This is a genomic window from Hungatella hathewayi WAL-18680 (assembly GCF_000235505.1).
GTDB lineage: Bacteria > Bacillota > Clostridia > Lachnospirales > Lachnospiraceae > Hungatella_A > Hungatella_A hathewayi_A.
In genome coordinates, this window is sequence record NZ_JH379027.1 from 1,146,408 (window position 1) to 1,171,415 (window position 25,008).

General features: G+C 52.5%; 20 protein-coding genes. 16 read left to right on the forward strand and 4 right to left on the reverse strand.

The genetic code is table 11. From position 1 onward, the window contains the following. Positions 1-103: 103 nt before the first annotated feature. From HMPREF9473_RS05245 to argH, 3 genes are read left to right on the forward strand one after another with little or no spacing between them, the layout of a single operon-like run. A complete protein-coding gene (locus HMPREF9473_RS05245) occupies positions 104-544 on the forward strand; it encodes a GtrA family protein (RefSeq protein WP_006779024.1) in 441 nt (146 codons plus the stop codon). Then, positions 534-3,635, forward strand: coding sequence for a YfhO family protein (locus HMPREF9473_RS05250; RefSeq protein ID WP_006779025.1), 3,102 nt, complete (start codon positions 534-536; stop codon positions 3,633-3,635). Before HMPREF9473_RS05245 ends, HMPREF9473_RS05250 begins: the two co-directional genes overlap by 11 nt. 38 nt (positions 3,636-3,673) lie before the next feature. Next, complete coding sequence (argH, locus tag HMPREF9473_RS05255; RefSeq protein WP_006779026.1) at positions 3,674-5,047, forward strand: argininosuccinate lyase; 1,374 nt, start codon at positions 3,674-3,676, stop codon at positions 5,045-5,047. A gap of 83 nt (positions 5,048-5,130) precedes the next feature. Here the strand turns inward: argH and HMPREF9473_RS05260 are convergent, their stop codons facing one another. The 3 genes from HMPREF9473_RS05260 to HMPREF9473_RS05270 all read right to left on the reverse strand — a co-directional run bounded on the left by HMPREF9473_RS05260 (position 5,131) and on the right by HMPREF9473_RS05270 (position 8,942). After that, positions 5,131-6,111 (reverse strand): hypothetical protein, encoded by a 981-nt coding sequence (locus tag HMPREF9473_RS05260; RefSeq protein ID WP_006779027.1) that lies wholly within the window; start codon positions 6,109-6,111, stop codon positions 5,131-5,133. Beyond that, on the reverse strand, positions 6,111-7,517 hold the full coding sequence (locus tag HMPREF9473_RS05265) for a radical SAM protein (protein WP_006779028.1): 1,407 nt from the start codon (positions 7,515-7,517) through the stop codon (positions 6,111-6,113). The genes HMPREF9473_RS05260 and HMPREF9473_RS05265 overlap by 1 nt, the downstream gene beginning before the upstream one ends. A gap of 195 nt (positions 7,518-7,712) precedes the next feature. Further along, positions 7,713-8,942 carry an argininosuccinate synthase gene (locus tag HMPREF9473_RS05270; protein WP_006779029.1) on the reverse strand — a complete coding sequence of 410 codons (1,230 nt, stop codon included), beginning with the start codon at positions 8,940-8,942 and terminating at the stop codon, positions 7,713-7,715. Between the two features lie 250 nt (positions 8,943-9,192). Here HMPREF9473_RS05270 and argC point away from each other — a divergent pair, with 250 nt between their 5' ends. From argC to HMPREF9473_RS05335, 13 genes are all read left to right on the forward strand, one after another. Next, positions 9,193-10,233 carry an N-acetyl-gamma-glutamyl-phosphate reductase gene (gene argC, locus HMPREF9473_RS05275; protein ID WP_006779030.1) on the forward strand — a complete coding sequence of 347 codons (1,041 nt, stop codon included), beginning with the start codon at positions 9,193-9,195 and terminating at the stop codon, positions 10,231-10,233. 68 nt (positions 10,234-10,301) lie between these two features. Continuing rightward, a complete protein-coding gene (locus HMPREF9473_RS05280) occupies positions 10,302-10,766 on the forward strand; it encodes a GNAT family N-acetyltransferase (protein WP_006779031.1) in 465 nt (154 codons plus the stop codon). A 12-nt stretch (positions 10,767-10,778) separates the two neighbouring features. Next, a complete protein-coding gene (argJ, locus tag HMPREF9473_RS05285) occupies positions 10,779-12,002 on the forward strand; it encodes a bifunctional glutamate N-acetyltransferase/amino-acid acetyltransferase ArgJ (protein WP_006779032.1) in 1,224 nt (407 codons plus the stop codon). 27 nt (positions 12,003-12,029) lie between these two features. Beyond that, positions 12,030-12,926 carry an acetylglutamate kinase gene (argB, locus tag HMPREF9473_RS05290; RefSeq protein ID WP_006779033.1) on the forward strand — a complete coding sequence of 299 codons (897 nt, stop codon included), beginning with the start codon at positions 12,030-12,032 and terminating at the stop codon, positions 12,924-12,926. Beyond that, on the forward strand, positions 12,916-14,097 hold the full coding sequence (locus tag HMPREF9473_RS05295) for an aspartate aminotransferase family protein (RefSeq protein ID WP_006779034.1): 1,182 nt from the start codon (positions 12,916-12,918) through the stop codon (positions 14,095-14,097). Before argB ends, HMPREF9473_RS05295 begins: the two co-directional genes overlap by 11 nt. Positions 14,098-14,239: 142 nt before the next feature. Further along, positions 14,240-15,763 (forward strand): flotillin family protein, encoded by a 1,524-nt coding sequence (locus HMPREF9473_RS05300; RefSeq protein ID WP_006779035.1) that lies wholly within the window; start codon positions 14,240-14,242, stop codon positions 15,761-15,763. 149 nt (positions 15,764-15,912) lie between these two features. After that, a complete protein-coding gene (locus HMPREF9473_RS05305) occupies positions 15,913-16,923 on the forward strand; it encodes a tRNA dihydrouridine synthase (RefSeq protein ID WP_006779036.1) in 1,011 nt (336 codons plus the stop codon). Between the two features lie 12 nt (positions 16,924-16,935). Then, positions 16,936-17,268, forward strand: coding sequence for an MmcQ/YjbR family DNA-binding protein (locus tag HMPREF9473_RS05310; protein ID WP_006779037.1), 333 nt, complete (start codon positions 16,936-16,938; stop codon positions 17,266-17,268). A gap of 31 nt (positions 17,269-17,299) precedes the next feature. After that, positions 17,300-18,073 carry a mechanosensitive ion channel family protein gene (locus HMPREF9473_RS05315; RefSeq protein WP_006779038.1) on the forward strand — a complete coding sequence of 258 codons (774 nt, stop codon included), beginning with the start codon at positions 17,300-17,302 and terminating at the stop codon, positions 18,071-18,073. Positions 18,074-18,084: 11 nt separating this feature from the next. Then, complete coding sequence (locus tag HMPREF9473_RS05320; protein WP_006779039.1) at positions 18,085-19,836, forward strand: hypothetical protein; 1,752 nt, start codon at positions 18,085-18,087, stop codon at positions 19,834-19,836. Between the two features lie 181 nt (positions 19,837-20,017). After that, positions 20,018-21,340 carry an MATE family efflux transporter gene (locus HMPREF9473_RS05325; protein ID WP_006779040.1) on the forward strand — a complete coding sequence of 441 codons (1,323 nt, stop codon included), beginning with the start codon at positions 20,018-20,020 and terminating at the stop codon, positions 21,338-21,340. Positions 21,341-21,502: 162 nt separating this feature from the next. After that, positions 21,503-22,063: a DUF6323 family protein gene (locus tag HMPREF9473_RS05330; protein WP_006779041.1), complete on the forward strand. Its 561-nt coding sequence runs from the start codon at positions 21,503-21,505 to the stop codon at positions 22,061-22,063. A 103-nt stretch (positions 22,064-22,166) separates the two neighbouring features. Beyond that, positions 22,167-23,033 (forward strand): DUF6179 domain-containing protein, encoded by an 867-nt coding sequence (locus HMPREF9473_RS05335; protein ID WP_006779042.1) that lies wholly within the window; start codon positions 22,167-22,169, stop codon positions 23,031-23,033. Here the strand turns inward: HMPREF9473_RS05335 and asnB are convergent. Beyond that, positions 23,030-24,883, reverse strand: coding sequence for an asparagine synthase (glutamine-hydrolyzing) (asnB, locus tag HMPREF9473_RS05340; protein WP_006779043.1), 1,854 nt, complete (start codon positions 24,881-24,883; stop codon positions 23,030-23,032). The two genes, HMPREF9473_RS05335 and asnB, sit on opposite strands and share 4 nt — an antisense overlap. Positions 24,884-25,008 lie beyond the last annotated feature (125 nt).

Below are 25,008 nucleotides of genomic sequence, written 5' to 3' on the forward strand. Positions count from 1 at the left end.
AACGCTCACACCAGGAACCGGCGGCTTGACTTTACCCGGGGGCGCGGATATAATACAATAGAGTAAAATTATTTAAAATCTGGATAGAATATGGGTGGATACCATGAATTGGAACTTGTGGAAACGGCTGGTGAATCGGGAGTCGGTGAGTTATATTATTTTTGGCGTGTTGACGACGCTGGTGGACTGGGTGGTTTATACGGTCTGCTGGAAGTTTGGGATGGATTACCGGGTGTCGACGGCAGTCAGCTGGTGTGCGGCGGTGCTGTTTGCATTTGTGACCAATAAATTGTTTGTGTTCCAGAGCCGGGATTTGAGTCTGGAACTGCTTTGGAAGGAATTTGTGTCATTTGTGGGCTGCCGGGCGGCTACCGGGGTGTTTACCATGGTGGCCATGATTGTGATGGTGGATTACCTGCATTTGAATGAATTTATTGGGAAATTGTTTGTGTCAGCGATTTCGCTGGTGTTGAATTACATTTTCAGCAAACTGTTTATATTTAAGAAAAATCATGATGGCGAGGACGAACAGTATGGAACATGATGAGGTCAGGAGGATTTCGGAGGAGCTGGAAGAATTGCTGAATCAGCCGAGAGCTTCCGTGGAGGAGGAGACCGAAGATAAGAAAGAGGCAGCCGCGCCAGGAACCGGCGTGGAGACTGCGGGGACGAAAGAACAGCCGGCGATGATGGAAAACATGCCGGAGGAGACGCCGGAAGAACCATTCCTACCGGAGGATGGGGAAGAGGCCCCCGAATCGGAACTTCAGGAAATGACGGAGAGTGTGGAGACACCGGAATATCAGGAGAAAACATCGAAACCAGCGGAAGCCTCGGGCAAAATTCCGGATGAGGAGGAGTCAAATCCGGAATCTGATAAATATGATACCGCAATCCCCCAGGCGGCCATCCTTCCGGAAGAAATCTACGACTTAGAAGAGGTGGAGAGAGAAGAAAAATCCAGGGAGAAATCCCCAAGGCGGTGGCACCGGAAGAATTACATCCGGCCAGTGGACGGCCTGATTATGGCCTTCGTGGTGCCGGTGATTATCATGATTATCATCTTCGCCCAGCGGGGCATTTTCCCGTTCGGTGAGGAAAGCTTTTTGAGGACGGATATGTATCACCAGTATGCACCGTTCTTCTCCGAATTCCAGTACAAGCTGACCCACGGCAAAAGCTTACTGTACAGCTGGGATATCGGCATGGGCGTCAATTTCTCGGCCCTCTATGCCTACTATCTGGCCAGCCCCCTAAACTGGCTGCTGATACTGTGTCCAAAGAACCTGATTATCGAATTTATGACCTACTCTATCGTGTTGAAGATAGGTCTGTGCGGGCTGACCTTCGCCTACTATCTGAGAAAACACTGCAATACTACGGATTTCGGCGTGGCCTTCTTCGGCATTTTCTACGCACTGTCGGGATACATGGCGGCGTACAGCTGGAACATCATGTGGCTGGACTGCATTCTGCTGTTCCCCCTGATTATGCTGGGCCTGGAAATGCTGGTGAAGGAGAGGAAATGTCTTCTGTACTGCACCGCCCTTGGAATGTCCATTCTTTCTAATTATTATATTTCCATCATGATATGCATCTTTATGGTGCTGTATTTTGTGGTGCTGCTGATTCTGGAGAAGAAGAAATCCATCGTGGATTACGCCTGGAATATTGTCCATTTCGGCATCTATTCCCTGGTGGCCGGCGGGCTGGCGGCGGTGGTGCTGCTGCCGGAGGTCTATGCCCTCCAGGCGACGGCTTCCAGCAATTTTAATTTCCCGAAGACCGTCACCTCCTACTTCTCGATCTTTGACATGATAGCAAGACACATGGGCAATGTGGAGGTGGAGATTGGTCTGGACCACTGGCCCAATATCTACTGCGGCGTGGCGGTGTTTATCTTTCTGGCGCTGTATCTGGTGTGCAAAAAGATATCCGTGCGGGAGAAAATCATGTACTGTGGAATGCTGCTGTTCTTCTTTGCCAGCTTTTCCTTAAATGTACTGAACTTTATCTGGCACGGCTTCCATTACCCCAACAGCCTGCCTTGCAGACAGTCCTTTATCTACGTGTTCCTGGTGCTGTTTATGTGCTATCAGGCGTACCGGAATCTAAAGGATATCTCATGGAAGACGATTGTGATTGCCTTCTTCAGTTCCATCGTCTTCGTGATTCTTGCGGAGAAACTGGTGGAGCAGGAGCATTTCAAATACTACGTGTACTATGTGGCCATCCTGTTCCTGGCCATCTATGCGGGGCTTCTGTATTTATATAAGTATAAAAAGGTGAATTTCAATGTGCTCATGATGATGGTGCTGGCGGTAGTGGCCGTGGAATCGGCGGTAAACACCACGATAACCAGCGTGACCACCACCAGCAGAACCAACTATATGGATGACAATGAGGACGTAGCCAATCTCATGGAGCTGATACGTCCTGCCGATACCTTCTACCGGGTGGAGAAGGTGACCAGGAAGACGAAGAACGATGGGGCGTGGATGAATTTCCCATCGGTGTCCCTGTTCTCCTCCACGGCCAATGCCAGCCTGACCTCCTTTTTCAAAATGATGGGCTGCGAGGGCAATACCAACGCGTACAGCATCACCGGCAGCACGCCGCTGGTGGATTCCCTGTTTTCCGTGAAATACGGCCTGTATTCCGGGCAGTACAGCGACGACGAGCTGCTGACCTTCAAGGGGCAGTCGGGGGATACCTATCTGTATGAGCGGAATTACACCCTGCCGCTGGGCTTTGTGGTGGATGAGCAGATGGAAAATAACTGGCAGATGGATTTGGGCAACCCGGCGGAGGTGCAGAACGATTTGTGCAATGTCATCGGCGCCGAGCAGGTGCTGGTGGAAGCGGCCGGTGAGACAAATGGAGATACCTTCCGGTTTACGCCGGAGACCTCCGGAGATTATTATGCCTATGTGATTAACCGGAAGATCGATGAGATTACCGTGACCAAAGGGGAGGACAGCAAGACCTTCAAAAATGTGGACAGAGGCTTCCTGGTGGAGATGGGCTACTGTCCTGCCGGCCAGGAAGTGGTGATCAAGTCTGCGAAGGAAGGCCAGGATTTGACGGTGCGGGCTTACCTGTTCAACAACCAGGGACTGCGCTCCGCCTACGAGATCTTGAACCGGTATCCGATGACGGTGACCGGCTGGGCGGACGACAAGATTGAGGGCGTTGTCACCGTAGAGAAACCGGGACTTCTGTTTACCAGCATTCCCTACGACCATGGCTGGACGATTATGGTGGACGGCTCCAAGCGGATGCCGCGAAAGATGTTTGGCGCGTTTATGGGCGTCAGCCTTTCGGAAGGGACCCACACGGTTGTGCTGGAGTACGAGCCGGAGGGACTGCGCACCGGATTCTATATCACGGCTGGCTGTGTCATTTTCCTGATTATCGTGTCCATCACCCACTATCTCCTGGAGCGGATGAAGCGGGAAGAGGAGGAGTATGAGGCCGGACTCAGACGGGAGGAAGAGGAAGCCCGGAAGAGGGCTGATGAGGAAGATGAAGCCGAAGAGGAAGCCGGAAATGACGGGAATGAGGAGTACTTCTTTGATGATGAGGACGAAGACCCTGTCGAGGAGGATACGATAGAACAGGATATATCGGAATAACGAAAGAAAAATAACGAGCAGGCGAGGAGACAAGAACTATGAAATTATGGGGCGGACGCTTCACGAAAGAAACGAATCAGTTAGTGCACAATTTTAATGAATCTCTGTCATTTGACCAGAAATTCTATCATCAGGATATCGACGGCAGCATTGCCCATGTGACCATGCTGGCGAAGCAGGGAATTGTGTCCAACGAGGACAAGATTGCCATCATCGAGGGCCTGGAGAGCATCAAGGAAGATTTGGAGGAAGGGCGGCTGGAATTTACGAAGGAACATGAGGATATTCATTCCTTTGTGGAAGCCAACTTGATCGCGCGCATCGGCGAGGCGGGGAAACGTCTCCACACCGGCCGCAGCCGCAATGACCAGGTGGCTCTCGACATGAAGCTGTACTGCCGGGATGAGATTGACGAGATTGACGGGCTGATTCAGAAGCTGCTCAAGGTGCTGCTTGGCATTATGGAGGAGAATGTGGATACCTACATGCCGGGATTTACCCATCTCCAGAAGGCACAGCCGATTACCCTGGCTCATCATATGGGAGCTTACTTTGAAATGTTTTCCAGAGACCGTTCCAGATTGCAGGATACGAAGAACCGGATGAATTACTGCCCTCTTGGCTCTGGGGCTCTGGCTGGGACCACCTATCCGCTGGACCGGGAGTATACGGCCCAGCTGCTGGGATTCCAGGGGCCTACATTAAACAGTATGGACTCTGTGGCGGACCGGGATTACGTGATAGAGCTTCTCAGCGCGCTGGCGACGATTTCCATGCATCTCAGCCGGTTCTGTGAGGAGATTATCATCTGGAATACCAATGAATACCAGTTTGTGGAGATTGACGACGCGTACAGCACGGGCAGCAGCATTATGCCGCAGAAGAAGAATCCGGATATCGCGGAGCTGGTGAGAGGAAAGACGGGCCGGGTGTATGGTGCGCTGATGTCCATTCTCACCACCATGAAGGGAATTCCGCTGGCCTACAACAAGGACATGCAGGAGGATAAAGAGCTGACCTTTGACGCCATTGACACGGTGAAAGGATGTCTGGCCCTGTTTACCGGGATGATATCCACTATGACCTTCCGCAATGACGTGATGGAGAACAGCGCAAAGAATGGATTTACCAATGCCACCGATGCGGCGGATTACCTGGTGAACCACGGGGTGCCGTTTCGGGATGCCCATGGAATTGTGGGGCAGCTGGTACTGTACTGCATCGAGAAAGAGAAGGCGCTGGACGATATGACGCTGGAGGAATTCAGGGCCATCAGTCCGGTGTTTGAGGACGATATTTATGAGGCCATCAGCATGGAGACCTGCGTGAAAAAGCGTATGACCATCGGCGCTCCGGGGCAGGAAGCCATGAAGCGGGTGATTGAGATCTACAAAGGACAACTGGAAGATTAATAGAAAACATGCACATCAATAGATAGAAGGGGCCACCGGAAACAGTCTGGTGGCCCCCTCTTTTTAAAGTATGGACGCAAAGTTTAAATCTTTGGAATCTCTTTTGGAACATGGATACTGTTGTAAAAATCCTTCTGGCTGCAGCCCGCCCGGCCGCCTCCCGCGCAGGCACAGGCACAGGCGCATCCCGCACAGGCGCAGGCGCATCCGCCGCCTCCCATACCGCCGCCGCGGTGGTGGTAGTGGGAATAGCCGCCGCCGTAACCGCGGCCATCACTGTAAGTACTCTTGCCCCATGCAAGCTGGTAGCCGAAGTAGCCGGTGCAGACAATAATCAGGAATACAATCGAACCGTTAATGCCGCTTTCCCCGCTGCTGTTTCCATATGGCTGGGACCAGTTCACAAGATGGGGGGAGTCAAAATCGCTGATATGGTAGTAGACTCTCATATTCCGCTTTTTCCCCGGTGAGAGAGAACCCTCCCAGATGAGGGAATCCCCTACGGCCTTGTCCGCGTTGTGGGAAACCGGCGTGGCCGGATTGTTCCAGATGAATTTATAATGCTTGATATTGGTATGGTTAAACCATCCGGGCGTGAAATCATAAAATGGCTGGTCCGGCGCCTCCGGATTATTGCACATCAGACTGCTCTGGGTCACCGTGAACCAGAAGGAGAGAACCTCGCCCTTGTAGTAGGCGCGGTTCAAATCAAAGCAGGCATATGGCCCATCATTGGAAAAGACATCGGAGCCGTAGCGGCGGCGGTCAGAAATGGCGCCTCCGTATTCCACAATTCCATAATCATAGTTGGCCATGCCAAGTTTTACCCATTCCAGAGGTCCTTCTCTGGTATCGTTCAGCACCTTCCACTGATAGCGGTAGGTGATTTCCACAGCTCCCTGGGGCAATGGGGTGACTTCCACCTCGTAGTCGAGAATCTCATCCAGTGGGCGGTTCGCCATGTACATGTAGATAAGCAGGACGACGATTCCGACGGCGGCTACCCGGAGGAACACCCACAGCTTTTTCTTCTGTTCGTCCTTTTTCTCCTGAGAATCGGCCATCAGGCATTCCCTCCTTTCTGAAATCGCTCCGTCCGTAGAGGACAGAGAAGGGCATCCTCCTCGCTCATGGAGCGGATGGATTGGCAGGTTTCATGGTTCCAGATTTGTTTCCAGGAAGTGGTGAGCAGGTTTCCCAGGGAAAATCCTTGGCCCAGCCAGCTCTGGCAGGGAACCACCGTGCCGTCAGGGGCCACCGCCATGTTGGAGAGGCAGGCGCCGCACATGGGAACGGATAGGTTTAACTCTCTAAGAAGAGCGGTATCCGCCCGCCCGGGGGAGGTGAAACTCAGCTCCATGCCGGTTTCCTCACAAAATTCCGCGGCGGATGTGAGAATGATGCCCATCTCATCCAGGGAAAGCTGGGAGGAGAGGGAATCCTGGGAGGAGGCGTTGCCGGTCTCAATCAGCCCGGAGCAGGTGACATAGCGGACTCCCTCCTCATGGAGGAAATGCAGGGTGGAGAGATAGTCTTCATTGTCCCGGCAGAGCGGGGTGTTGACGCTGACATTCAGACCGGCTTTCAATGCGTTTCGGAGCCCTTCCACCGTCTGCTCCCAGCCGCCGTCCGTGTGGGGGAGACTGGCTCCCACCAGGCTGTTGTGAATGGCCGGATCAAAGGAGTACAGGGTAATCTGGACGCTGTCCAGACTGGCTTCCCGAAGTTGTCCGCACAAAATTTTTGTAAGTCTGCAGCCGTTGGTGTTGAGTCTCGTGACAAACCAGCGGGAGTATTCCACCAGTTCCACCAGGTCGTCCCGCATGGTGGGTTCCCCGCCGGTGAAGGTCAGCTGGGGGATACCGGCATCTTTGCATTTATCAATGACCGTTTTCCACTGTCTGGTCGTCAGCTCCTTCACACTGGCCGCCGGCTGGCCGGCGGCGTAGCAGTGGCGGCATTTCAGGCAGCAGTTCCATTGGCCGCCCTCCGATACCATGGAGCTTATCATCAAGTCCATTCGGTGAGGGGCGGACATGTGGGACGCATAGCTTCTCAAAGACATGGCCGGGATATCCGCATCCGGCGCATGGCCCCGTGCCACATCATAGAACATGGTGAGCATTTCCCGCAGGTCGTCCGCGATCTGCTGCCTGGGAGCGGAATACACCTTTCTGGTATCGTCCACCGACGCCTTCATAACCTGTTCCATATCGTCCATAGTCATGGGACGCCCCTCATACTGATTGACCTCCCGGATAAAACAGCCCAGCAGAATCGCCCAGGAGTATCCGAGGGGCAGAATATAATACCCATTCAGAATCATCACATAGGGATTGTGGGCAAAGGGCTTCCACTTCGGCGGTATCAGATGAATCCGGACACATCCCGGTCCCTCCGGATTCAAGGTCGTATGCACCACCCCCGCCTTCCAGGCCCGGTGCGCCGCCAGCTCATGTCTGAGTCCCATATCATTACCCTCCTGTCTGCATCGTTCAGATACCAATATTTTATCACAGTCGTTAATCGCCATAAAGTAAAATTGTAAGTTGTTGGAAAAATTAAGAATACGGAAAGAACTTGAAGCCAAAAAACGGGCATGCCGCATTCATAACGGCATAGCCCGTTTCTTAGATTATATCAATCTATCAATCAGTACCCATTTTTATTTCTGGTTGTTCTTCTCCAACTCTGCCATCTTCATAGCGCGAACCTTTAACGGCAGGCCGAACAGGGTAATGAAACCGTCGGCGTCGTGGTGGTCGTACAGGTCGCCGGTGGTGAAGGAGGCCAGGGACTCGCTGTATAAGGAGTAGGGGGAGGTGGTGCCGGCTTTGATGATGTTGCCTTTGTAGAGTTTGAACTTCACTTCGCCGGTTACGTATGCTTGCGTGGACTCCACGAATGCCTGGATGGCCTCACGCAGCGGGGTGAACCATTTTCCCTCGTATACAATCTGGGCGAACTTGTTGCCCATGTCTTTCTTCACTTCCATGGTGGCACGGTCTAACACAAGCTCCTCCAGCTGGGCATGGGCTTCCATCAGGATGGTGCCGCCCGGAGTCTCGTAGACGCCGCGGGACTTCATGCCTACCACACGGTTTTCCACGATGTCAATGATGCCGATGCCATGCTTGCCGCCCAGAGCATTTAACTCGGTGATAATGTCGGAGACCTTCATCTTCTTGCCGTTGACGCTGACCGGAATTCCCTTTTCAAAGGTCATGGTCACGTACTCGCCCTTGTCAGGAGCCTTTTCCGGGGAAACTCCAAGAACCAGCAGGTGGTCGTAGTTTGGCTCGTTGGCCGGGTCCTCCAGTTCCAGACCCTCGTGGCTGATATGCCATAAGTTGCGGTCACGGCTGTAACTGCTGTCTGCGGAAAATGGAAGGTCGATGCCATGCTGCTTACAGAATTCAATTTCATCCTCACGGGACTGCATGGTCCACACGTCGGTCATACGCCATGGAGCGATAATCTTGATATCCGGGGCCAGTGCCTTGATGCCCAGCTCGAAACGAATCTGGTCGTTGCCCTTGCCTGTCGCGCCGTGGCAGATGGCGGATGCGCCCTCCTTGCGGGCAATCTCAACGAGACGTTTGGCGATGGCGGGACGTGCCATGGAGGTTCCAAGTAAATACTTGTTCTCATACACGGCGCCTGCCTGTACGCATGGTACGATGTAGTTGTCGCAGAAATCGTCAACCAGGTTCTCTATGTATAATTTGGAAGCGCCGGATAATTTGGCTCTCTCATCCAGTCCATCCAGCTCATTGCCCTGACCACAGTCGATGCAGCAGCAGATAACCTCATAATCAAAATTCTCTTTCAACCACGGAATGATGGCGGTGGTGTCCAGTCCGCCGGAATACGCTAAAATCACTTTCTCTTTCATATGAATATCCTCCTGAAACGTGTTTATATTTTGTATGTTCCATTAATTGGCTTTCATAAATATACACCCATTTCCCGGAGAATGCAAGCAAAAAATGAATTTTTATAAAAAAATATTGCATATTATACAATTTGGATGTATAATTATGAATCATTAAAATAAAAACATATCCGGAAACGCTTTTCAAGTGATAAGAAAGTATCTATAATGAGGATATTCAGATGATTAAATATAAGGAGTGTGTAGGAATATGATAAAAGTTGGGATTATCGGTTCGACAGGTTATGCAGGCGGGGAACTGGCCAGACTGCTGCTTCAGAGAGAGGATATTGAGATAAAATGGTACGGCTCCAAAAGCTATGTGGACCAGAAATACGCTTCGATTTATCAAAATATGTTTCAGATCGTGGACGATGCCTGCATGGATGATAATATGAAGGAACTGGCAAACCAGGTGGACGTGATCTTCACGGCAACGCCTCAGGGCCTCTGCGCTTCCTTAATTGATGAGGAGATACTGTCCAAGGCGAAGGTGATAGATTTGAGCGCGGATTTCCGGATTAAGGATGTGAATGTCTATGAGGAATGGTATAAGATCAAACATCCCACCCCGGAGTACATAGAGGAGGCGGTCTACGGACTGCCGGAGATTAACCGGGAGAAGATTAAGACGGCGAGACTGATTGCCAACCCTGGCTGTTATCCCACCTGCTCCACACTGGCGATTTATCCGCTGGTGAAGGAGGGGCTGATTGACACCAACACCATCATCATCGACGCCAAGTCCGGCGTGTCCGGCGCCGGAAGAGGGGCGAAGGTGGATAATCTGTACTGCGAGGTCAACGAAAGCTGTAAGGCTTACGGTGTGGCGAGCCACAGACATACGCCGGAGATTGAGGAGCAGCTGTCCTACGCGGCCGGGAAGCCGGTGACACTCAGCTTCACCCCCCACCTGATTCCCATGAACCGGGGAATCCTGATAACCGCTTATGCCACTCTGGCAAAGACAGTGAGCTACGATGAGGTGAAAGCCATTTACGACAAGTATTACGCGGGAGAGCAGTTTGTCCGGGTGCTGGAAAAGGATGTGACCCCGCAGACCCGCTGGGTGGAGGGAAGCAACTTTGTGGACGTGAACTTCAAGATTGATACCAGAACAAACCGGATCGTGATGATGGGCGCCATGGACAATGTGGTAAAGGGCGCCGCCGGGCAGGCGGTTCAGAACATGAATCTGCGGTTCGGACTGCCGGAAAATACGGGACTGAAGCAGATTCCGCTGTTTCCGTAAGTGAAAAGCTTCACAATGAACCCGCAGATAGTACAGGCAGATACAGCGGGCAGGAAAGGGATGTAACGATGGCTGGAACCATGGGTGTGAACATCAGGAATATGACCCTGGATGATTATGATAAGGTATATGCCCTCTGGACGAGTATCCGGGGGTTTGGGATTCGGACTCTGGATGATTCCAGGGAAGGCGTGGAGCGCTTTTTAAAACGCAATCCCACCACCAGCGTGGTGGCGGAGCAGAACGGGCGGATTGTGGGAGTCATCCTGTGCGGCCACGACGGCCGGCGGGGCTGCTTCTACCATGTCTGTGTGGCGGCGGATTACCGGAAACACGGGATAGGACACCGGATGGCCCAGTATGCCATGATGGCGCTGAAGGATGAGGGCATCAACAAGGTCAGCCTGATCGCCTTCAAGGAGAATCAGGTGGGAAATGCGTTCTGGCAGGGCGTCGGCTGGACGGAGCGGGACGATTTGAATTACTATGACTATACGTTGAATGAAGAGAATATTACACAATTTATCGAGTAGGAGGAATGAGGTATGAAGGTAATCGAAGGCGGAGTCACAGCGGCGGCGGGATTTTTGTCCGCATCCACGGCGGCGGAGATTAAATATAAGAACAGACAGGATATGGCCATGATTTACAGCGAGACGCCATGCAAAGCGGCGGGAACATTTACCACCAATATCGTGAAGGCGGCCCCGGTTAAATGGGACCAGAATGTGGTGAAGAACAGCCCGTTTGCCCAGGCGGTGGTCATCAATGCGGGAATTGCCAATGCCTGTACCGGGGCGGAAGGGTATGGATACTGTAAGGACACGGCGGATGTGGCGGCGGAGGTTTTGAAGATTCCGGCCGACGCGGTGCTGGTGGCGTCCACAGGAGTCATCGGAATGCAGCTTCCCATGGACAGGATTACGGCGGGCGTGAAGGCCATGGCTCCGAAGCTGGATGGAAGTACGGAGAGCGGAACCGGCGCCGCCCAGGCGATTATGACCACGGACACGAAGAAGAAAGAGGTGGCCGTGCAGGTGGAGCTTGGCGGGAAGACCGTCACCATCGGCGGCATGTGCAAGGGCTCCGGCATGATTCACCCCAATATGTGTACCATGCTGGCGTTCGTGACGACGGACGCGGCCATCTCCAAAGAGCTGCTTCAGGAAGCTCTCAGCGAGGACATTCAGGATACCTACAATATGATATCGGTGGACGGCGACACCTCCACCAACGACACGGTGCTTCTGCTTGCCAACGGGATGTCGGGGAATCCGGAGATTACCGAGAAGAATGAAGATTACGAGACATTCAAGAAAGCGCTCAACTATGTAAATGAGACCCTGGCGAAGAAGATGGCCGGGGACGGCGAAGGCTGCACGGCCCTGTTTGAGGTGACGATTGTGGGGGCGGAGAGTAAGGAGCAGGCCAAAATCCTGGCCAAATCAGTTATCACCTCCAGCCTTACCAAGGCCGCTATCTTCGGCCACGATGCCAACTGGGGAAGAATCCTGTGCGCCATGGGATATTCCGGCGCCATCTTCGACCCGGAAAAGGTAGACTTATTCTTCCAGAGCGCCGCCGGGAAGATGCAGATTATTGAAAACGGCGTGGCGGTGGATTACAGCGAGGAGCAGGCCACCAAAATCCTGTCAGAGCCGGAGGTGACCGCCATCGCGGATGTGAAGATGGGCGATGCAACGGCGTCGGCCTGGGGCTGTGATTTGACCTTTGACTATGTGAAGATAAATGCGGATTACCGCTCATAGAATAGAAACCAGGGAGGAAAGAGTGTCATGGAGTTAGAGCAGAACATTATGGAAAAGGCGGAGGTGCTGATTGAGGCCCTGCCCTATATCCAGCGTTTTAACCGGAAGATTATCGTGGTAAAATACGGCGGCAGCGCTATGGTGGATGAGGAACTGAAAAAGCATGTGATTCAGGACGTGGTTCTGTTAAAGCTGGTTGGTTTCAAACCCATCATCGTGCACGGCGGCGGCAAGGAAATCAGCAAGTGGGTCAATAAAGTCGGCATGGAGCCAAACTTTGTGAACGGTCTCCGGGTGACGGATGAGCCGACCATGGAGATTGCCGAGATGGTGCTGAACAAAGTAAACAAGAGCCTGGTCCAGATGGTCAACGAGCTGGGAATCCCGGCGGTGGGCATCAGCGGCAAGGACGGCATGATGCTGAAATGTGATAAAAAATATTCCAGGGGGGAGGACATCGGCTTCGTCGGCGACATCAAAGAGGTGAACCCGAAAATCATCTACGATTTGCTGGAGAAGGACTTCCTGCCAATCATCTGCCCCATCGGCTATGACGACAATTATCTGAGCTACAATGTCAATGCCGACGACGCGGCCTGCGCCATCGCCACGGCGGTCCAGGCGGAGAAGCTGGCGTTTCTGACGGACGTGGAGGGCGTCTACCGCGATTTCGAGGATAAGGATTCCCTGATTTCGGAGATGACGGTGGAGGAAGCCCAGGAGTTCGTGTCCGGCGGCTCGTTAGGCGGCGGCATGCTGCCGAAACTGCAAAACTGCATCGACGCCATCAAGGAGGGCGTATCCAGGGTACATATTCTGGACGGCCGGATTCCCCACTGTCTGCTTCTGGAGATATTCACCAACAAAGGTATCGGGACGGCGATTATCAATGCGAGAGAGGAGAAATTCTACCATGGAAAATAAGATGATTGATAAGGCGGAAGGACTGTTTTACAAGACCTATAACCGGTTCCCGGTTGTGTTTGACCATGGGGAAGGCGTGAAGCTGTATGATACGGAAGGGACGGAGTATCTGGATTTCGGAGCGGGAATTGCAGTGATGGCCCTGGGCTATCATGACGCGGAGTACACGGGGGCGGTGCAGGAGCAGGTGGAGAAACTGCTTCACACCTCCAACTTGTTTTATAACCAACCGTCAGTGGACGCGGCGGAGAAACTGCTGGCGGTGTCCGGCATGGACCGGGTATTTTTTACCAACAGCGGTACGGAGGCCATCGAGGGAGCGCTGAAGATTGCCAAACGGTATGCCTATAACCGTGACGGCCACGGCGGCCATGAGATTATCGCCATGGAGCATTCCTTCCACGGCAGAAGTATCGGCGCCCTGTCCGTGACGGGCAATGACCATTATCAGGAGCCGTTCCGCCCACTGCTTCCGGGCGTGAAGTTTGCGGTGTTTAACGATTTGGACAGCGTGAAAGCGCTGGTCAATGAGAATACCTGTGCCATTATCATGGAGACGATACAGGGAGAGGGCGGCATTTACCCGGCTACGGAGGAGTTTCTGCGGGGAGTACGGGCGTTATGTGACGAGCATGATATGCTGCTCATTCTGGATGAGATTCAGTGCGGCATGGGCCGGAGCGGTTCCATGTTTGCCTGGCAGGAATACGGCGTGAAGCCGGACGTGATGACCGTGGCGAAAGCTCTTGGAAACGGCGTCCCCATAGGCGCTTTCCTGGCCTCCGGCAAAGCCGCCGCCGCCATGCAGCCCGGCGACCACGGCACCACCTACGGCGGCAATCCGCTGGTGTGCGCCGCCGCCAGCAAGGTGTTGGACATCTTTGAGGAGCGGGGCATTGTGGAGCATGTGCAGGAGGTGGGCGCTTATCTGTGGGAAAAGCTGGAGGAATTTGTGGATAAACACGACTGCGCCGTGGCCCATCGTGGAAAAGGTCTGATGCAGGGCCTGGAATTCAACTGTCCGGCAGCTCCTATTGTGAAGAAAGCGCTGCTGGAGCAGCACTTAGTACTAATCAGCGCCGGCAGTAATGTGATCCGGTTTGTGCCGCCGCTGATTATTGGGAAGCATGATGTGGATTTAATGATTGAAAAGTTAGAACAATCCGTATAGAATTCTGAAATTTAAACCATATTAAGAAAAAAGAAAGAATAAGGATAAAATCTGTTCAAAATGTCATGATACAATTCTCCCATATATTTAAATATATAAAAAATACAACGAGTGTGATGGCAAGTGAAAAGGAGGAAGTGACATGTTAGAATTTTTGGGTTCGTACTTGGGAGTGATTATTGGAATCATTGTGGTGATTCTGCTGCTGGTGATTCTGGCCAGTGGGTATGTAAAATCACCGCCGGATACGGCATTTATTATTTCCGGTCTCCGGAAGAAGACAATTATTGGAAAGGCCAGTATCAAGATTCCGTTTTTGGAGAGACTGGATAAGCTGAGCCTGAAGCTGATTCCCATTGATGTGAAGACCTCCACGGCGGTGCCGACGGCGGACTACATCAATATCCAGGTGGACGCGGCTGTCAATGTAAAAATCAGCAGCGACCCGGGAAGACTGGCTATGGCGGCGGAGAACTTCTTAAACCAGAATACGGAGTACATAGGCCGTGTGGCGAGGGAAGTGCTGGAAGGTAACATGCGTGAGATTGTGGGACGCATGAAGCTGGAGGAGATGGTCAGCGACCGCCAGAAGTTTGCGGAGCTGGTGAAAGAGAATGCCATGCCGGATTTGGCGGCCATGGGACTTGACATTATCAGTTTCAATGTGCAGAATTTCTCGGATAACAACGGAGTCATTGATGATTTGGGTATCGACAACATTTCCCAGATTAAGAAGAAAGCGGCCATTGCCAAGGCGGAGGCTGATAAGGAGATTGCGGTAGCCAAGGCGGAGGCGGACAGACAGGCCAACGATGCCAAGATTAACTCGGACCGTGAGATTGCTATCAAGAACAACGAGCTGGATATCCAGAAAGCGGAGTTGAAGAAGAACGCGGACGTGAAGCAGGCGGAAGCGGATGCGGCTTATCAGATTCAGGAAGAGCAGCAGAGAAAGACCATCGAGATCACCACGGCGGAAGCCAATATTGCGAAGCAGGAAAAAGAGATTATCATCAAACAGAGAATGGCCGAGGTGGCTGAGAAGGCATTGGATGCCGAGGTTCGAAAGAAAGCGGAGGCAGATAAATATGCCCGTCAGCAGAAGGCAGAGGCAGAGCTCTACGAGCGCCAGAAAAATGCCGAGGCGAAGAAGTTTGAGGTGCAGCAGGAAGCAGAAGCCCAGAAGTCCAGGGCTGAAGCGGAGCGGTTCACCAGAGAGCAGGAGGCCCAGGGTATCCGCATGGTAGGTGACGCGGAGGCGGAGGCCATCCGGGCGAAGGGTGTTGCGGAAGCGGAAGCCATGGAGAAGAAGGCGGAGGCGTACCAGAAGTACACCGGCGCGGCTGTGGCGGAGATGATGATTAAGGTATTGCCGGAAGTGGCTGGCAAGATTGCGGAGCCGCTGGCACAGATTGACAAGATTACTATTATCGGCGGCGGTTCCGACAACAGCGGCGTGGACAATGTGGCCGGCAATGTGACCACGGTGATGGCGAAGCTGTTTGAGTCCATGAAGGAGACCACCGGAATTGATCTTGGTGAGATTGTGAAGGCCAATACCTATGACGCGAAGGTGAACCGGAATATTCACGTGACAGGGGTATCGGAAGGTGATGTGATCGGTGGAGAGATTGTGAAAAATATCATTGAGGACAGCGCGCAGTAAGAATTTAACATGGAGGGAGCGGGGTAAAAACCGCTCCCATCTTTTGCTTTTTTGTGGGTGGTGTGATTGACCGGGGACGGGGAAGCGGATATAATGGTAGGAGCGGTTTAGAGACCGGATATTGGGATAGAAACGGACGGAAGAGAGTTATGAGATATTATGCTGCGCCGATGGAGGGGATTACGGGATTTGTGTTCCGGAATGCCCATCACCGGTATTTTTCGGGAGTGGATAAATACTACTCCCCATTTATTGCACCGAATCAGAACCGGAGCTTCAGCCTCAGAGAGCGGCGGGATATTCTACCGGAGAACAACGAGGGGGTGCGGCTGGTTCCGCAGATATTGACGAACCGGTCGGAGGATTTTGTGAAGGCGGCGCTGGATATGAAAGCGCTGGGATATGAGGAAGTGAATCTGAATCTGGGGTGTCCCTCCAAAACGGTGGTGACGAAAGGGCGCGGGTCCGGATTTCTGGCGGAGAGGGAGAAACTTTGCCAATTCCTGGATGAGATTTATACCAGGCTGGATATGAAAATATCGGTGAAAACCAGAATTGGCAGGGACAGCGAGGAGGAGTGGCCGGAGCTGTTGGAGCTTTATAACCGGTTTCCGATGGAGGAGCTGATTGTGCATCCGAGAATTCAGCAGGATTATTATAAGAACGTGCCCAGGTGGGAGGCCTTTGGGGGTGCGCTGGAGGGCAGCAGGAGTCCGGTGTGCTATAATGGGGATATTTTTACGGTGGGTGATTTTGAGAAGCTGACGGCGGCATTTCCGAAGGTGGAAGCGGTGATGCTGGGGCGCGGGCTGATTGCCAATCCGTGGCTGGCGGGGATGCTTGCCGGGGCGGGTGGAGAAGAAGGCAGAATGAATGAGAAGGCGGATGTAGCAGAAAGCCGGGCGGAAGCGGCTTGCAAGGAGCGCCTGCGGGCCTTTCACGATGAGATTTATGCCGGGTATGAAGGGTATCTGTCGGGGGACAGGGATGTGTTGTTTCGGATGAAGGAATTGTGGTTTTACCTGTCCTGCCTGTTTGAACATTCGGAACCTTACTTAAAGAAAATCCGCAAGTCCAGCCACGGCAGCGAGTACCGGGCTGTGGTGGACAGTCTGTTTTTGGAGCAGCCGCTGACAGTGCGGGCCGGATTTAAACCATAGGGGAGGAGCGGTATGGAGACAAGAAAAGAAGCGATTGCGTTCTGCAAAAAGCTGGCAGGGGTCTATGAGGATTATCCGTTTCACGATGACAACTGGACGGTGATGCGCCACCGGGATACGAAGAAGACGTTTGCCTACATTTTCGAGAAGGACGGCCACATCTGGATAAATGTGAAATGCGATACGGAGTGGCGGGACTTCTGGCGGGCGGCATTTCCGTCGGTGGTGCCGGGATTTCATCTGAATAAAACGTACTGGAATTCCATTATCCTGGACGGGAGCGTTCCGGAGAAGGACATCCGGCGGATGATTACGGAGAGTTATGATTTGACAAAGAAAAAATAAAATACAGGAGATAAAAGGGAGGAACAGGAGTATGAGAGGATTTACAGAAAGTGCGGCGGTTAACGTATTAATTATTTTGGTGATTATGATGGCTGTCACCGTGATATGCAAGAGTCTGCTGAATAGAATCAAGGTGAAAAACGGACGTATTCAGACGGTGATAACGATTCTGGAAAGTACGGTGCAGTATGTGACGGCCATTGTGGGGCTGATCTGGATTCTGCGGATTCTGGGTGTCAATGTGACCACGATTTTCGCCAGCGTCGGGATTGTGGCATTGATTGTAGGTTTCAGCGCGGAGAGCCTGATTGCGGACGTGATTACCGGCATTTTCATGATATTTGAAAATCAGTTTAATGTGGGAGACGTGGTGGAAATCGACGGGTACCGCGGAATGGTGGACCAGATTGGTATCCGCACGGTCAGTATCCGTGACGGCGGCGGCAATGTGAAGATTGTCAACAATTCCAATGTGAAGGATATCATCAACCTGTCTGCCGCTTATTCCAGTGCGGTCTGTGATTTCCGTATCTCCTATGAGGAGGAGCTGGAGAAGGTGGAAGCTGTTCTGAAGAAAATTCTGAAGGGTGCCTATGAGGCCCACAAGGATATCTTTGTAGAGGAGCCGGTGTATGCAGGGGTGCAGGAACTGGAGGAGGAAGCGGTGGTTCTCCGGGCGACGGTGGAAGTGGATGAGAAGAATATTTTCTCCGGCCGCCGGATACTGAACCGGGAGATACTGCTGGGGATGAAAAAGAATGGAATTCGTCTGGAAGTGAACAGGCAGGCCGCTAACATGCGCTGATGGAGGCTGCCATGAGAGAAAAGAGAGACAGGAATGAGGCGGGAGTCCGGGACCGTGAGGTTCATCAGAGCCGGGAATACAGTCAGGACACCGGCCGGGAGTATGGCCATTCGAGACAGAGATATGAGTACCGTTTTGAGGAGGATGAGAAGCGGAAGAAAAAGCGGAACAAGATGGCCCGCTATCTGCTGGGAACGGTATCAAGCGCGGCCCTCATCATCGGAGCGGCAGGGTATGAGAAGGCGCCGGCTGTTGTATTGACCGAGGAAGAGAAAGTGTTTCTGCGGGAAGTGCAGCAGGAATTTGACGAAAATGATCTGGATGGCGTGCTGGTGTCCCTGATTGGAAAAGAGATTACCTATGCGCCAAACGGGTGGATAGAGGTGGAGCTTGAGCATCATCTGGTTGATATTTACCAGGAAATTAGTGAAAAGGCCGCCTGGGAGCAGGAGGAGAGACTGGCAATTCTGATGGGAGACGACGTCAAGGTTGTGCCTGCAGGAAGTGGAACCGGATTCTGTCTGGACGGCGATACACTGTATTATGGGGAACTGCAAGAAGGACTGCCGGATGGGATGGGAATCTGCTACGATGTAGTTCACAGTTATTACGGCTATTCTCAGGGAGAATGGGCAGAGGGATATGCAAACGGCAGGATTGTATCCGGGGTGCCCTATTTCTATGGTGATGATGAAAAAGATTATGTTGGGGAATGGGAGACCCAGGTTGGAAATTACAAAGCCGGGCGCGCAGATGGGATGCTGGAACTTACCTTCGATTCTCTGGGGAATGATGAGGACATAAGTGGCGTTACGGAGACAAGAAATGCGGTCTGCGAGCTGAAGGATGGTCAGGTTGTCATGGATGACCGCTGGAAGAAAAACGATAGAGGGAGATATAATCTGCTGAACGAGGACGGAGTAAAGTATGCCGTCGATTATGAAGCTGAAGAATTAAGATGGTTTGGAGGTGTTACTTACGAGTGGCTTCCTGTAGAGATTGAGCTGCCTGAGGAAGTACGGGGGGAAGGCGATGCAGTGGAAGAGGAAGCAGAGAAGGATGAACCACAGTTTTCTTTCAATAAGAATGAAATTGCAGTGCTGGAACTGTTGGAGAGTGCGATGGAATTGGAAAATTCGAGAACAGCAGCCTCCATTGTGAGAAAGGAGGAGTTCATTCATTTAATGGAACGAATTGTGGCCGGGTACCGCCCAGGCAGATTCTTAAATGTGATGCCGGATGATGATGGTTATCATCTGGAATATGGGGCGGACGGAGAGGGCTTTTGTATAGGTCCTAATGTGTCGATTATCCATTTTGGAGAATTGAAAGACGGTGTCCCGAACGGTTATGGAGGCTCGCTGGATGTTTACAATGAAACGGAATATGCATATGTCTGCGGTGAATGGAAAGATGGACGTGTGAATGGGGATGCCGTAAATGTTTTCGAGCGAAATGACAATGATGGGCTGTATCGGGAAGAGTGGAGCGGTAATTTTACAGATAATATAGCGGATGGGGTGATTCATTTACAAAGTCATAGAAACCTTGGATATTATAGTTATTCCGGTCCAATCGAGATTGAATATGAGTATACCTGCGCGAATGGCGAGGTGGTGAGGGATGAATACTGGGAACTGTCGGAGGAGAATGATGGAATGATAAAATCATTTCCTATCACGGATGACTTTACGTACACGATTAATCAATACGATTGCCGGACGGAGACTGCATTGACTGGGCTGTGGACGCTGGACAATTAAACGGGTATGTTTTGGGAATAATCGGAGATTGACAGAGAGGCGTTTCCCATGTATAATCAGTTGAGAAAAAAGGATAATTAAGACAAGATTCTTATCGCCGGATAAGGATTCTGGCGTCAGACTTTCTATCGTAGGCCGTTGAAGATAGAAAGTTCTGGCGCTTTTCTTTTGGGAGGAAATTATGGAGCGTACCTTACATACATCTTACAGAAATGAATTTTTAAAATATGCGGCGTTGAACGTCCTTGGAATGCTGGGGTTGTCCTGCTATATTCTGGCGGATACGTTTTTTATCTCCAGGGGGATGGGGGCGAATGGGCTGACGGCCCTGAACCTGGCGATTCCGGTGTACAGCTTTATCCATGGCAGCGGTCTGATGCTGGGCATGGGTGGGGCGATAAAATATGCGATTTTCCGAAGCCAGGGAAGGACGGAGAAGACGGATGGGGTGTTTTCGGTTACGGTTAAGGCGGGAGTTCTGGCGGCGGTGGTGTTTCTGCTGCTGGGAGTGTTTGGCTCTGGGGCGTTGACGGGGATGCTGGGAGCGGACGCGGAAGTGTTTGACATGACAAATACGTATCTGCGGGTGATTCTGGTGTTTGCGCCTGCGTTTATCCTGAACGAAATTCTGCTGTGTTTTGTGAGAAATGACGGCGCTCCCCAGCTGGCCATGACGGCTATGGTGATGGGGAGTTTGTCCAATATTGTGCTGGATTACCTGTTTATATTTCCCATGAAGATGGGGATATTCGGCGCGGCGGTGGCTACGGGGGCGTCGCCGCTTATCAGTATGGGGATACTGTCGGGACACTGGCTGAAGAAGAGAAATGGATTTCGGTTCCGGTGGGGCGATAGGGCGTTTTCGATGCTGCCGTCCATACTTTCGCTGGGATTTCCGTCTCTGATTACGGAGCTGTCCTCCGGAGTGGTGATTATTGTGTTCAACGTGATTCTACTGGGACTTTTGGGAAATGTGGGAGTTGCCGCTTACGGGGTGATTGCCAATTTGTCGCTGGTGGTCATGGCGGTGTTTACCGGGATTGCCCAGGGAGTGCAGCCTATTATCAGCCAGGCTTACGGATATGGGGACAGAGGGAAAATGAAGTATGTGCTGGGATGCGCCATCTGGATGATGGGGCTGCTGGCAGGTGGTATCTATGTGGGAATCTTTTTTGGGGCGGACGCGGTGACAGCGGTGTTTAACAGTGAGAATAATTGGCAGCTGCAGCAGATTGCCAGGGATGGGCTGAAACTGTATTTTACGGCGGCGGGATTTGCCGGGTTTAATATTATTATCTCCATGTATTTCGCATCCACGGAGAGAGCCATACCGGCCCATGTGCTTTCCATGTTCCGGGGGCTGGTGGTGATTGTCCCTATGGCCTTTGTGTTGGCGAAACTGTGGGGAGTGACTGGGGTATGGCTGGCGTTTCCGGTGACGGAAGTTCTTATGGCGGTTTTGGGCTTGGGGATGTATTTGTGGTTTCAAAGAAAAGCCGGATAAATGAGATAGAAATAAAAAAAGATAGTGGGACAAATTATTTTTTGCCTCACTATCTTTTTTGTATCTTAACTATACCATAAAAATAGAATTTTTACAAGACTTGTAATGCATCCCCCAGTGGAGTAAAATGCCTAATTACCAGTAGAAACAGGAGGGAAAAGGATGCAGGATTTTTTTGAGTTGATTTTGGCGGAGAATCAGAAGACGGAGATTGCGCGGGTGCTGGATGGGAATGCCAAGACGGAGCGGTTTGGTCTGGCCCTGAGTCAGGAGGATGCGGCGGAACTGATGGCGGCCCGCCATGATTCCCTGAAACGGTATCACCGGGTGGAGTTTGGGGAGGGGATACTGCCGAAGCTTCAGTTTGCGTTCTGCGATTCCCAGTATGTGGAGCAGGAGCATTACCGGGAAACGCTGGAGCGGCTGCAGGATATCTTTTACCAGTTTAAGAATGAGATGATGGAGAAAATGACGGATGACGAGCTTATCTCCTACATGCGGAACCAGTTTGAGGGAAGCTGCTCCGGCTCCATGGACCGGCTGGAGACCGCCCTTCACCGTCTGGCTGGCGCCGTTCGCGGCGGATATGTGACGAAGGCCAGAAAAGGGGTGAAGGATGAGTACGATTTGCGGGAGCGGACGGATGAATTCGAGGAATTGTCGGAGGAGGAAGGCTGGTCCAGGGAACTGTACTGGGATGCGCTGAATGATTTGATGGATTGATTGGGAGTGGAGTGCTACATGAGAATGGAATGCCGCACGTGAAATAGCGCTACAACACTGATGTGGCTGATTGCGATAATTGAAAAGAAGAAGGAGATAACCTATGGAATATACCATGATGGAACTGCTGCCGGTAGTACAATACCTGTCGGAGCGTTATACCGGCAAGGAGTCCGGGTCCGTGACCTATGATATGGCAAACCAGCTGATGGAGGCCGTTCTATACTGTATCCGGGAGTTTGAACATGCTGGGCAGTGGGGGCAGACCGGGGCGGAACCGCGGTCCACGGCTCTGTACAACCAGGCGTCCCGGCCGGACGCCAGACAGGCCTACGATGAGGGATACCGCCTTGTCCTGGAGAAGGCGTCGCAAGCCAAAACTCTATATGACAACATCACCAAACGATTTCACTCCTACGGCTGCACGGCCTGTTTTGACACCGTGATAAAGGGCATGCCATCCTTTTTCCTGTACTACGATGCCCGTTTCAACCCCCAGAACCACATCCTGACCCTGGACTATCCGGTGCTCATTTCCCAGGAGCATTTAAACGGGGTGGACCGGATTATGGCCTATCTGCACTGCATTCAGGCCGAGCAGAAATTTCTGGGGAAATTTCCGGAACCGCTGGTGCGTCAGGCGCTTGCCTGGCAGCAGCCGGACTATGGGCAGATGTTTGAGAACCTGGCGGGGATGATGCTCCGTTACTGTCTCGGCCGCATGATGGCGGGCAAGCCTCTGGATGGCACCGGTTTTGAGCCATCCGATTATGAAACCGTGAAGCGCTCTGTGGCGGCCTGCGGCCGCCAGGAGTTGGAGGAGAATCTGGCAAAGCTTTTGGAAATTCTGATAAACCAGGGATACGGCGGCGACAGGCCGCTTTACCAGTACCTGTCGGCCCATATCCCCGATTTCGCATCCATGCTGTTACACGGAGCCGAGCATGACTGCATGGATGCCATGTTCTAACCAAGTATCTCTATCTGATATTCCTTCAGCCAGTAATTAATCTGCAGGACATAGGCCAGCATCTGCGGCCCGGCCATCAGCTGGCCGTACCAGGGCTTCCCATAGTCCGACGGGCAGGCCAGGAATTTCTCCACCTTTCTCCTGTCCAGAAAGGCCATCACCGGCGCCAGCGGGTCCTCTAAAAGTTCCCGCACCCGGTCGGCCAGCAGCAGTTCATAGTGGGTGTCATAGGTCTTGGGGTAGGGCGATTTACGGCGGTACAGGATTTCGTCCGGCACCAGTCCCTGGCCGGCATCCCGCAGAAGTCCTTTCACCACGCCCTCGTGGGCCTTCATTTCCCAGGGAACATTCCACAGATACTCCACAATCCGGTGGTCCGCAAAAGGTACCCGCGCCTCCAGCCCGGAATACATGCTGGTTCTGTCCATCCGGTTGAGCAGCGTCTGCATAAACCACTTAAGATTCAGATAGGATATCTCCCGCCGCCTCGCTTCCTCCGGCGAATCTCCGTCCAGTCTCGGCGTCTCCGCCACGGAGCGGGCATAGGTTTCCGCCACATAATCCTCCATATGAAGACTGTTCAGAAAATCGTCGGCCAGCAGCACCTTGCGCGCCTCCAAATCCATGGTCCACGGAAATGTCTCCGCCTCGAAGCACTCCTTCTTGTGAAACCAGGGATATCCCCCAAAGATTTCGTCCGCACATTCCCCGGTCAGCGCCACCTTGTTGTAGTCCTTCACCAGGGAGCAGAAATACAGCATGGAGGAATCCACGTCCGCCATAGGCGGCAAATCGTGGGCCCGGACGGAGTCGTAGAGCAAATCGGCCTGGCTCACATGGCTGCATTCCAGATAATGGTGGTCAGAGTCCAGAAACTCCACCATTTTCTCCACATAGGGTCTGTCCTGGGAGGGCTGGAACGCATTTGCCTTAAAATACTTCTCGTTATCCACGAAATCAAAGGAGAAGGTGGACAGCCGTTTTCCCTGCTTTTTCAGCTCCCTGGCGCACACCGCCGACACCAGACTGCTGTCCACGCCGCCGGAGAGAAAGGTGCAGATGGGAACGTCCGACACCATCTGGCGGCAGATGGCATCCTGCACCAGATGGGAGGTCTTCTCCACGGTCCTGTCATAGTCGTCCTCGTGGGGATGGCTGGTCAGCGACCAGTAGCAGGTATCGTGTTTCCCTTCCCCGTCAAACCGGAGAAAATGACCCGGCAGAACCTCCAGCACATGCTCAAAGGTCCCCTGGCCGTAGGTCTTGGCGGGCCCGATGCTGAACACCTCATTGAGCCCCCGCATGGTCAGCTGTGGCCGGAAGCCAGGGTAGGCGAACAGCCCCTTTAACTCCGAGGCAAACAGCATGGTTTCGTGAAAGTCAGCATAGTACAGCGGCTTCACACCCAGCCGGTCCCGGAAGAGATAGAGACATTTCCTCGCCCCATCCCAGATGGCCATGGCGAAAATGCCGTTGACCTGTTTTACAAACTCCGGCCCGAATTCCATGTAGGCGGTCAGCAGCACCTCCGTGTCGCTGGCGGTGGAGAAAGCCCATCCCCGGGACACCAGTTTATCTTTTAACTCCTTCGTATTGTAGGTCTCCCCGTTGTAGACGATGGCAAATTCCTTCCCTTCGCACCACCGGACGATGGGCTGGTGTCCGGTGGTTAAGTCAACGATAGAGAGCCGGGTATGGGCAAGGCCGCAGATGTCAGCCAGATACACACCGTTATCGTCCGGCCCCCTCCGCCGCTGAACCCGGCTCATGGACGAAAGCATTTCCTCATAATGGTCTTTTGATTCCAGGTAATTTTCTTTCGGATTGAAGAAACCAGCGATACCACACATATCCAAACCTCCTTGATTCCATGTGCAATTTCAAACTACACTTAAAACTTTACGGTGATGATACGGAAAAAATACATTGTTTTTTGCAGGGAGCAAACCCGGCTGCCGAAAAACCACGGGGACAA

Excerpts from the sequence above, each read along its gene's own strand:
- HMPREF9473_RS05265 (WP_006779028.1), bottom strand. The coding sequence starts at position 7,517 with ATGGGACTCAGACATGAGCTGGCGGCGCACCGGGCCTGGAAGGCGGGG.
- HMPREF9473_RS05315 (WP_006779038.1), top strand. The coding sequence starts at position 17,300 with ATGAGAGGATTTACAGAAAGTGCGGCGGTTAACGTATTAATTATTTTG.
- HMPREF9473_RS05325 (WP_006779040.1), top strand. The coding sequence starts at position 20,018 with ATGGAGCGTACCTTACATACATCTTACAGAAATGAATTTTTAAAATAT.
- HMPREF9473_RS05335 (WP_006779042.1), top strand. The coding sequence starts at position 22,167 with ATGGAATATACCATGATGGAACTGCTGCCGGTAGTACAATACCTGTCG.
- argH (WP_006779026.1), top strand. The coding sequence starts at position 3,674 with ATGAAATTATGGGGCGGACGCTTCACGAAAGAAACGAATCAGTTAGTG.
- HMPREF9473_RS05250 (WP_006779025.1), top strand. The coding sequence starts at position 534 with ATGGAACATGATGAGGTCAGGAGGATTTCGGAGGAGCTGGAAGAATTG.
- HMPREF9473_RS05330 (WP_006779041.1), top strand. The coding sequence starts at position 21,503 with ATGCAGGATTTTTTTGAGTTGATTTTGGCGGAGAATCAGAAGACGGAG.
- argC (WP_006779030.1), top strand. The coding sequence starts at position 9,193 with ATGATAAAAGTTGGGATTATCGGTTCGACAGGTTATGCAGGCGGGGAA.
- HMPREF9473_RS05305 (WP_006779036.1), top strand. The coding sequence starts at position 15,913 with ATGAGATATTATGCTGCGCCGATGGAGGGGATTACGGGATTTGTGTTC.
- argB (WP_006779033.1), top strand. The coding sequence starts at position 12,030 with ATGGAGTTAGAGCAGAACATTATGGAAAAGGCGGAGGTGCTGATTGAG.
- HMPREF9473_RS05295 (WP_006779034.1), top strand. The coding sequence starts at position 12,916 with ATGGAAAATAAGATGATTGATAAGGCGGAAGGACTGTTTTACAAGACC.
- HMPREF9473_RS05320 (WP_006779039.1), top strand. The coding sequence starts at position 18,085 with ATGAGAGAAAAGAGAGACAGGAATGAGGCGGGAGTCCGGGACCGTGAG.
- HMPREF9473_RS05260 (WP_006779027.1), bottom strand. The coding sequence starts at position 6,111 with ATGGCCGATTCTCAGGAGAAAAAGGACGAACAGAAGAAAAAGCTGTGG.
- HMPREF9473_RS05280 (WP_006779031.1), top strand. The coding sequence starts at position 10,302 with ATGGCTGGAACCATGGGTGTGAACATCAGGAATATGACCCTGGATGAT.
- HMPREF9473_RS05300 (WP_006779035.1), top strand. The coding sequence starts at position 14,240 with ATGTTAGAATTTTTGGGTTCGTACTTGGGAGTGATTATTGGAATCATT.
- argJ (WP_006779032.1), top strand. The coding sequence starts at position 10,779 with ATGAAGGTAATCGAAGGCGGAGTCACAGCGGCGGCGGGATTTTTGTCC.
- HMPREF9473_RS05310 (WP_006779037.1), top strand. The coding sequence starts at position 16,936 with ATGGAGACAAGAAAAGAAGCGATTGCGTTCTGCAAAAAGCTGGCAGGG.
- HMPREF9473_RS05245 (WP_006779024.1), top strand. The coding sequence starts at position 104 with ATGAATTGGAACTTGTGGAAACGGCTGGTGAATCGGGAGTCGGTGAGT.
- asnB (WP_006779043.1), bottom strand. The coding sequence starts at position 24,883 with ATGTGTGGTATCGCTGGTTTCTTCAATCCGAAAGAAAATTACCTGGAA.
- HMPREF9473_RS05270 (WP_006779029.1), bottom strand. The coding sequence starts at position 8,942 with ATGAAAGAGAAAGTGATTTTAGCGTATTCCGGCGGACTGGACACCACC.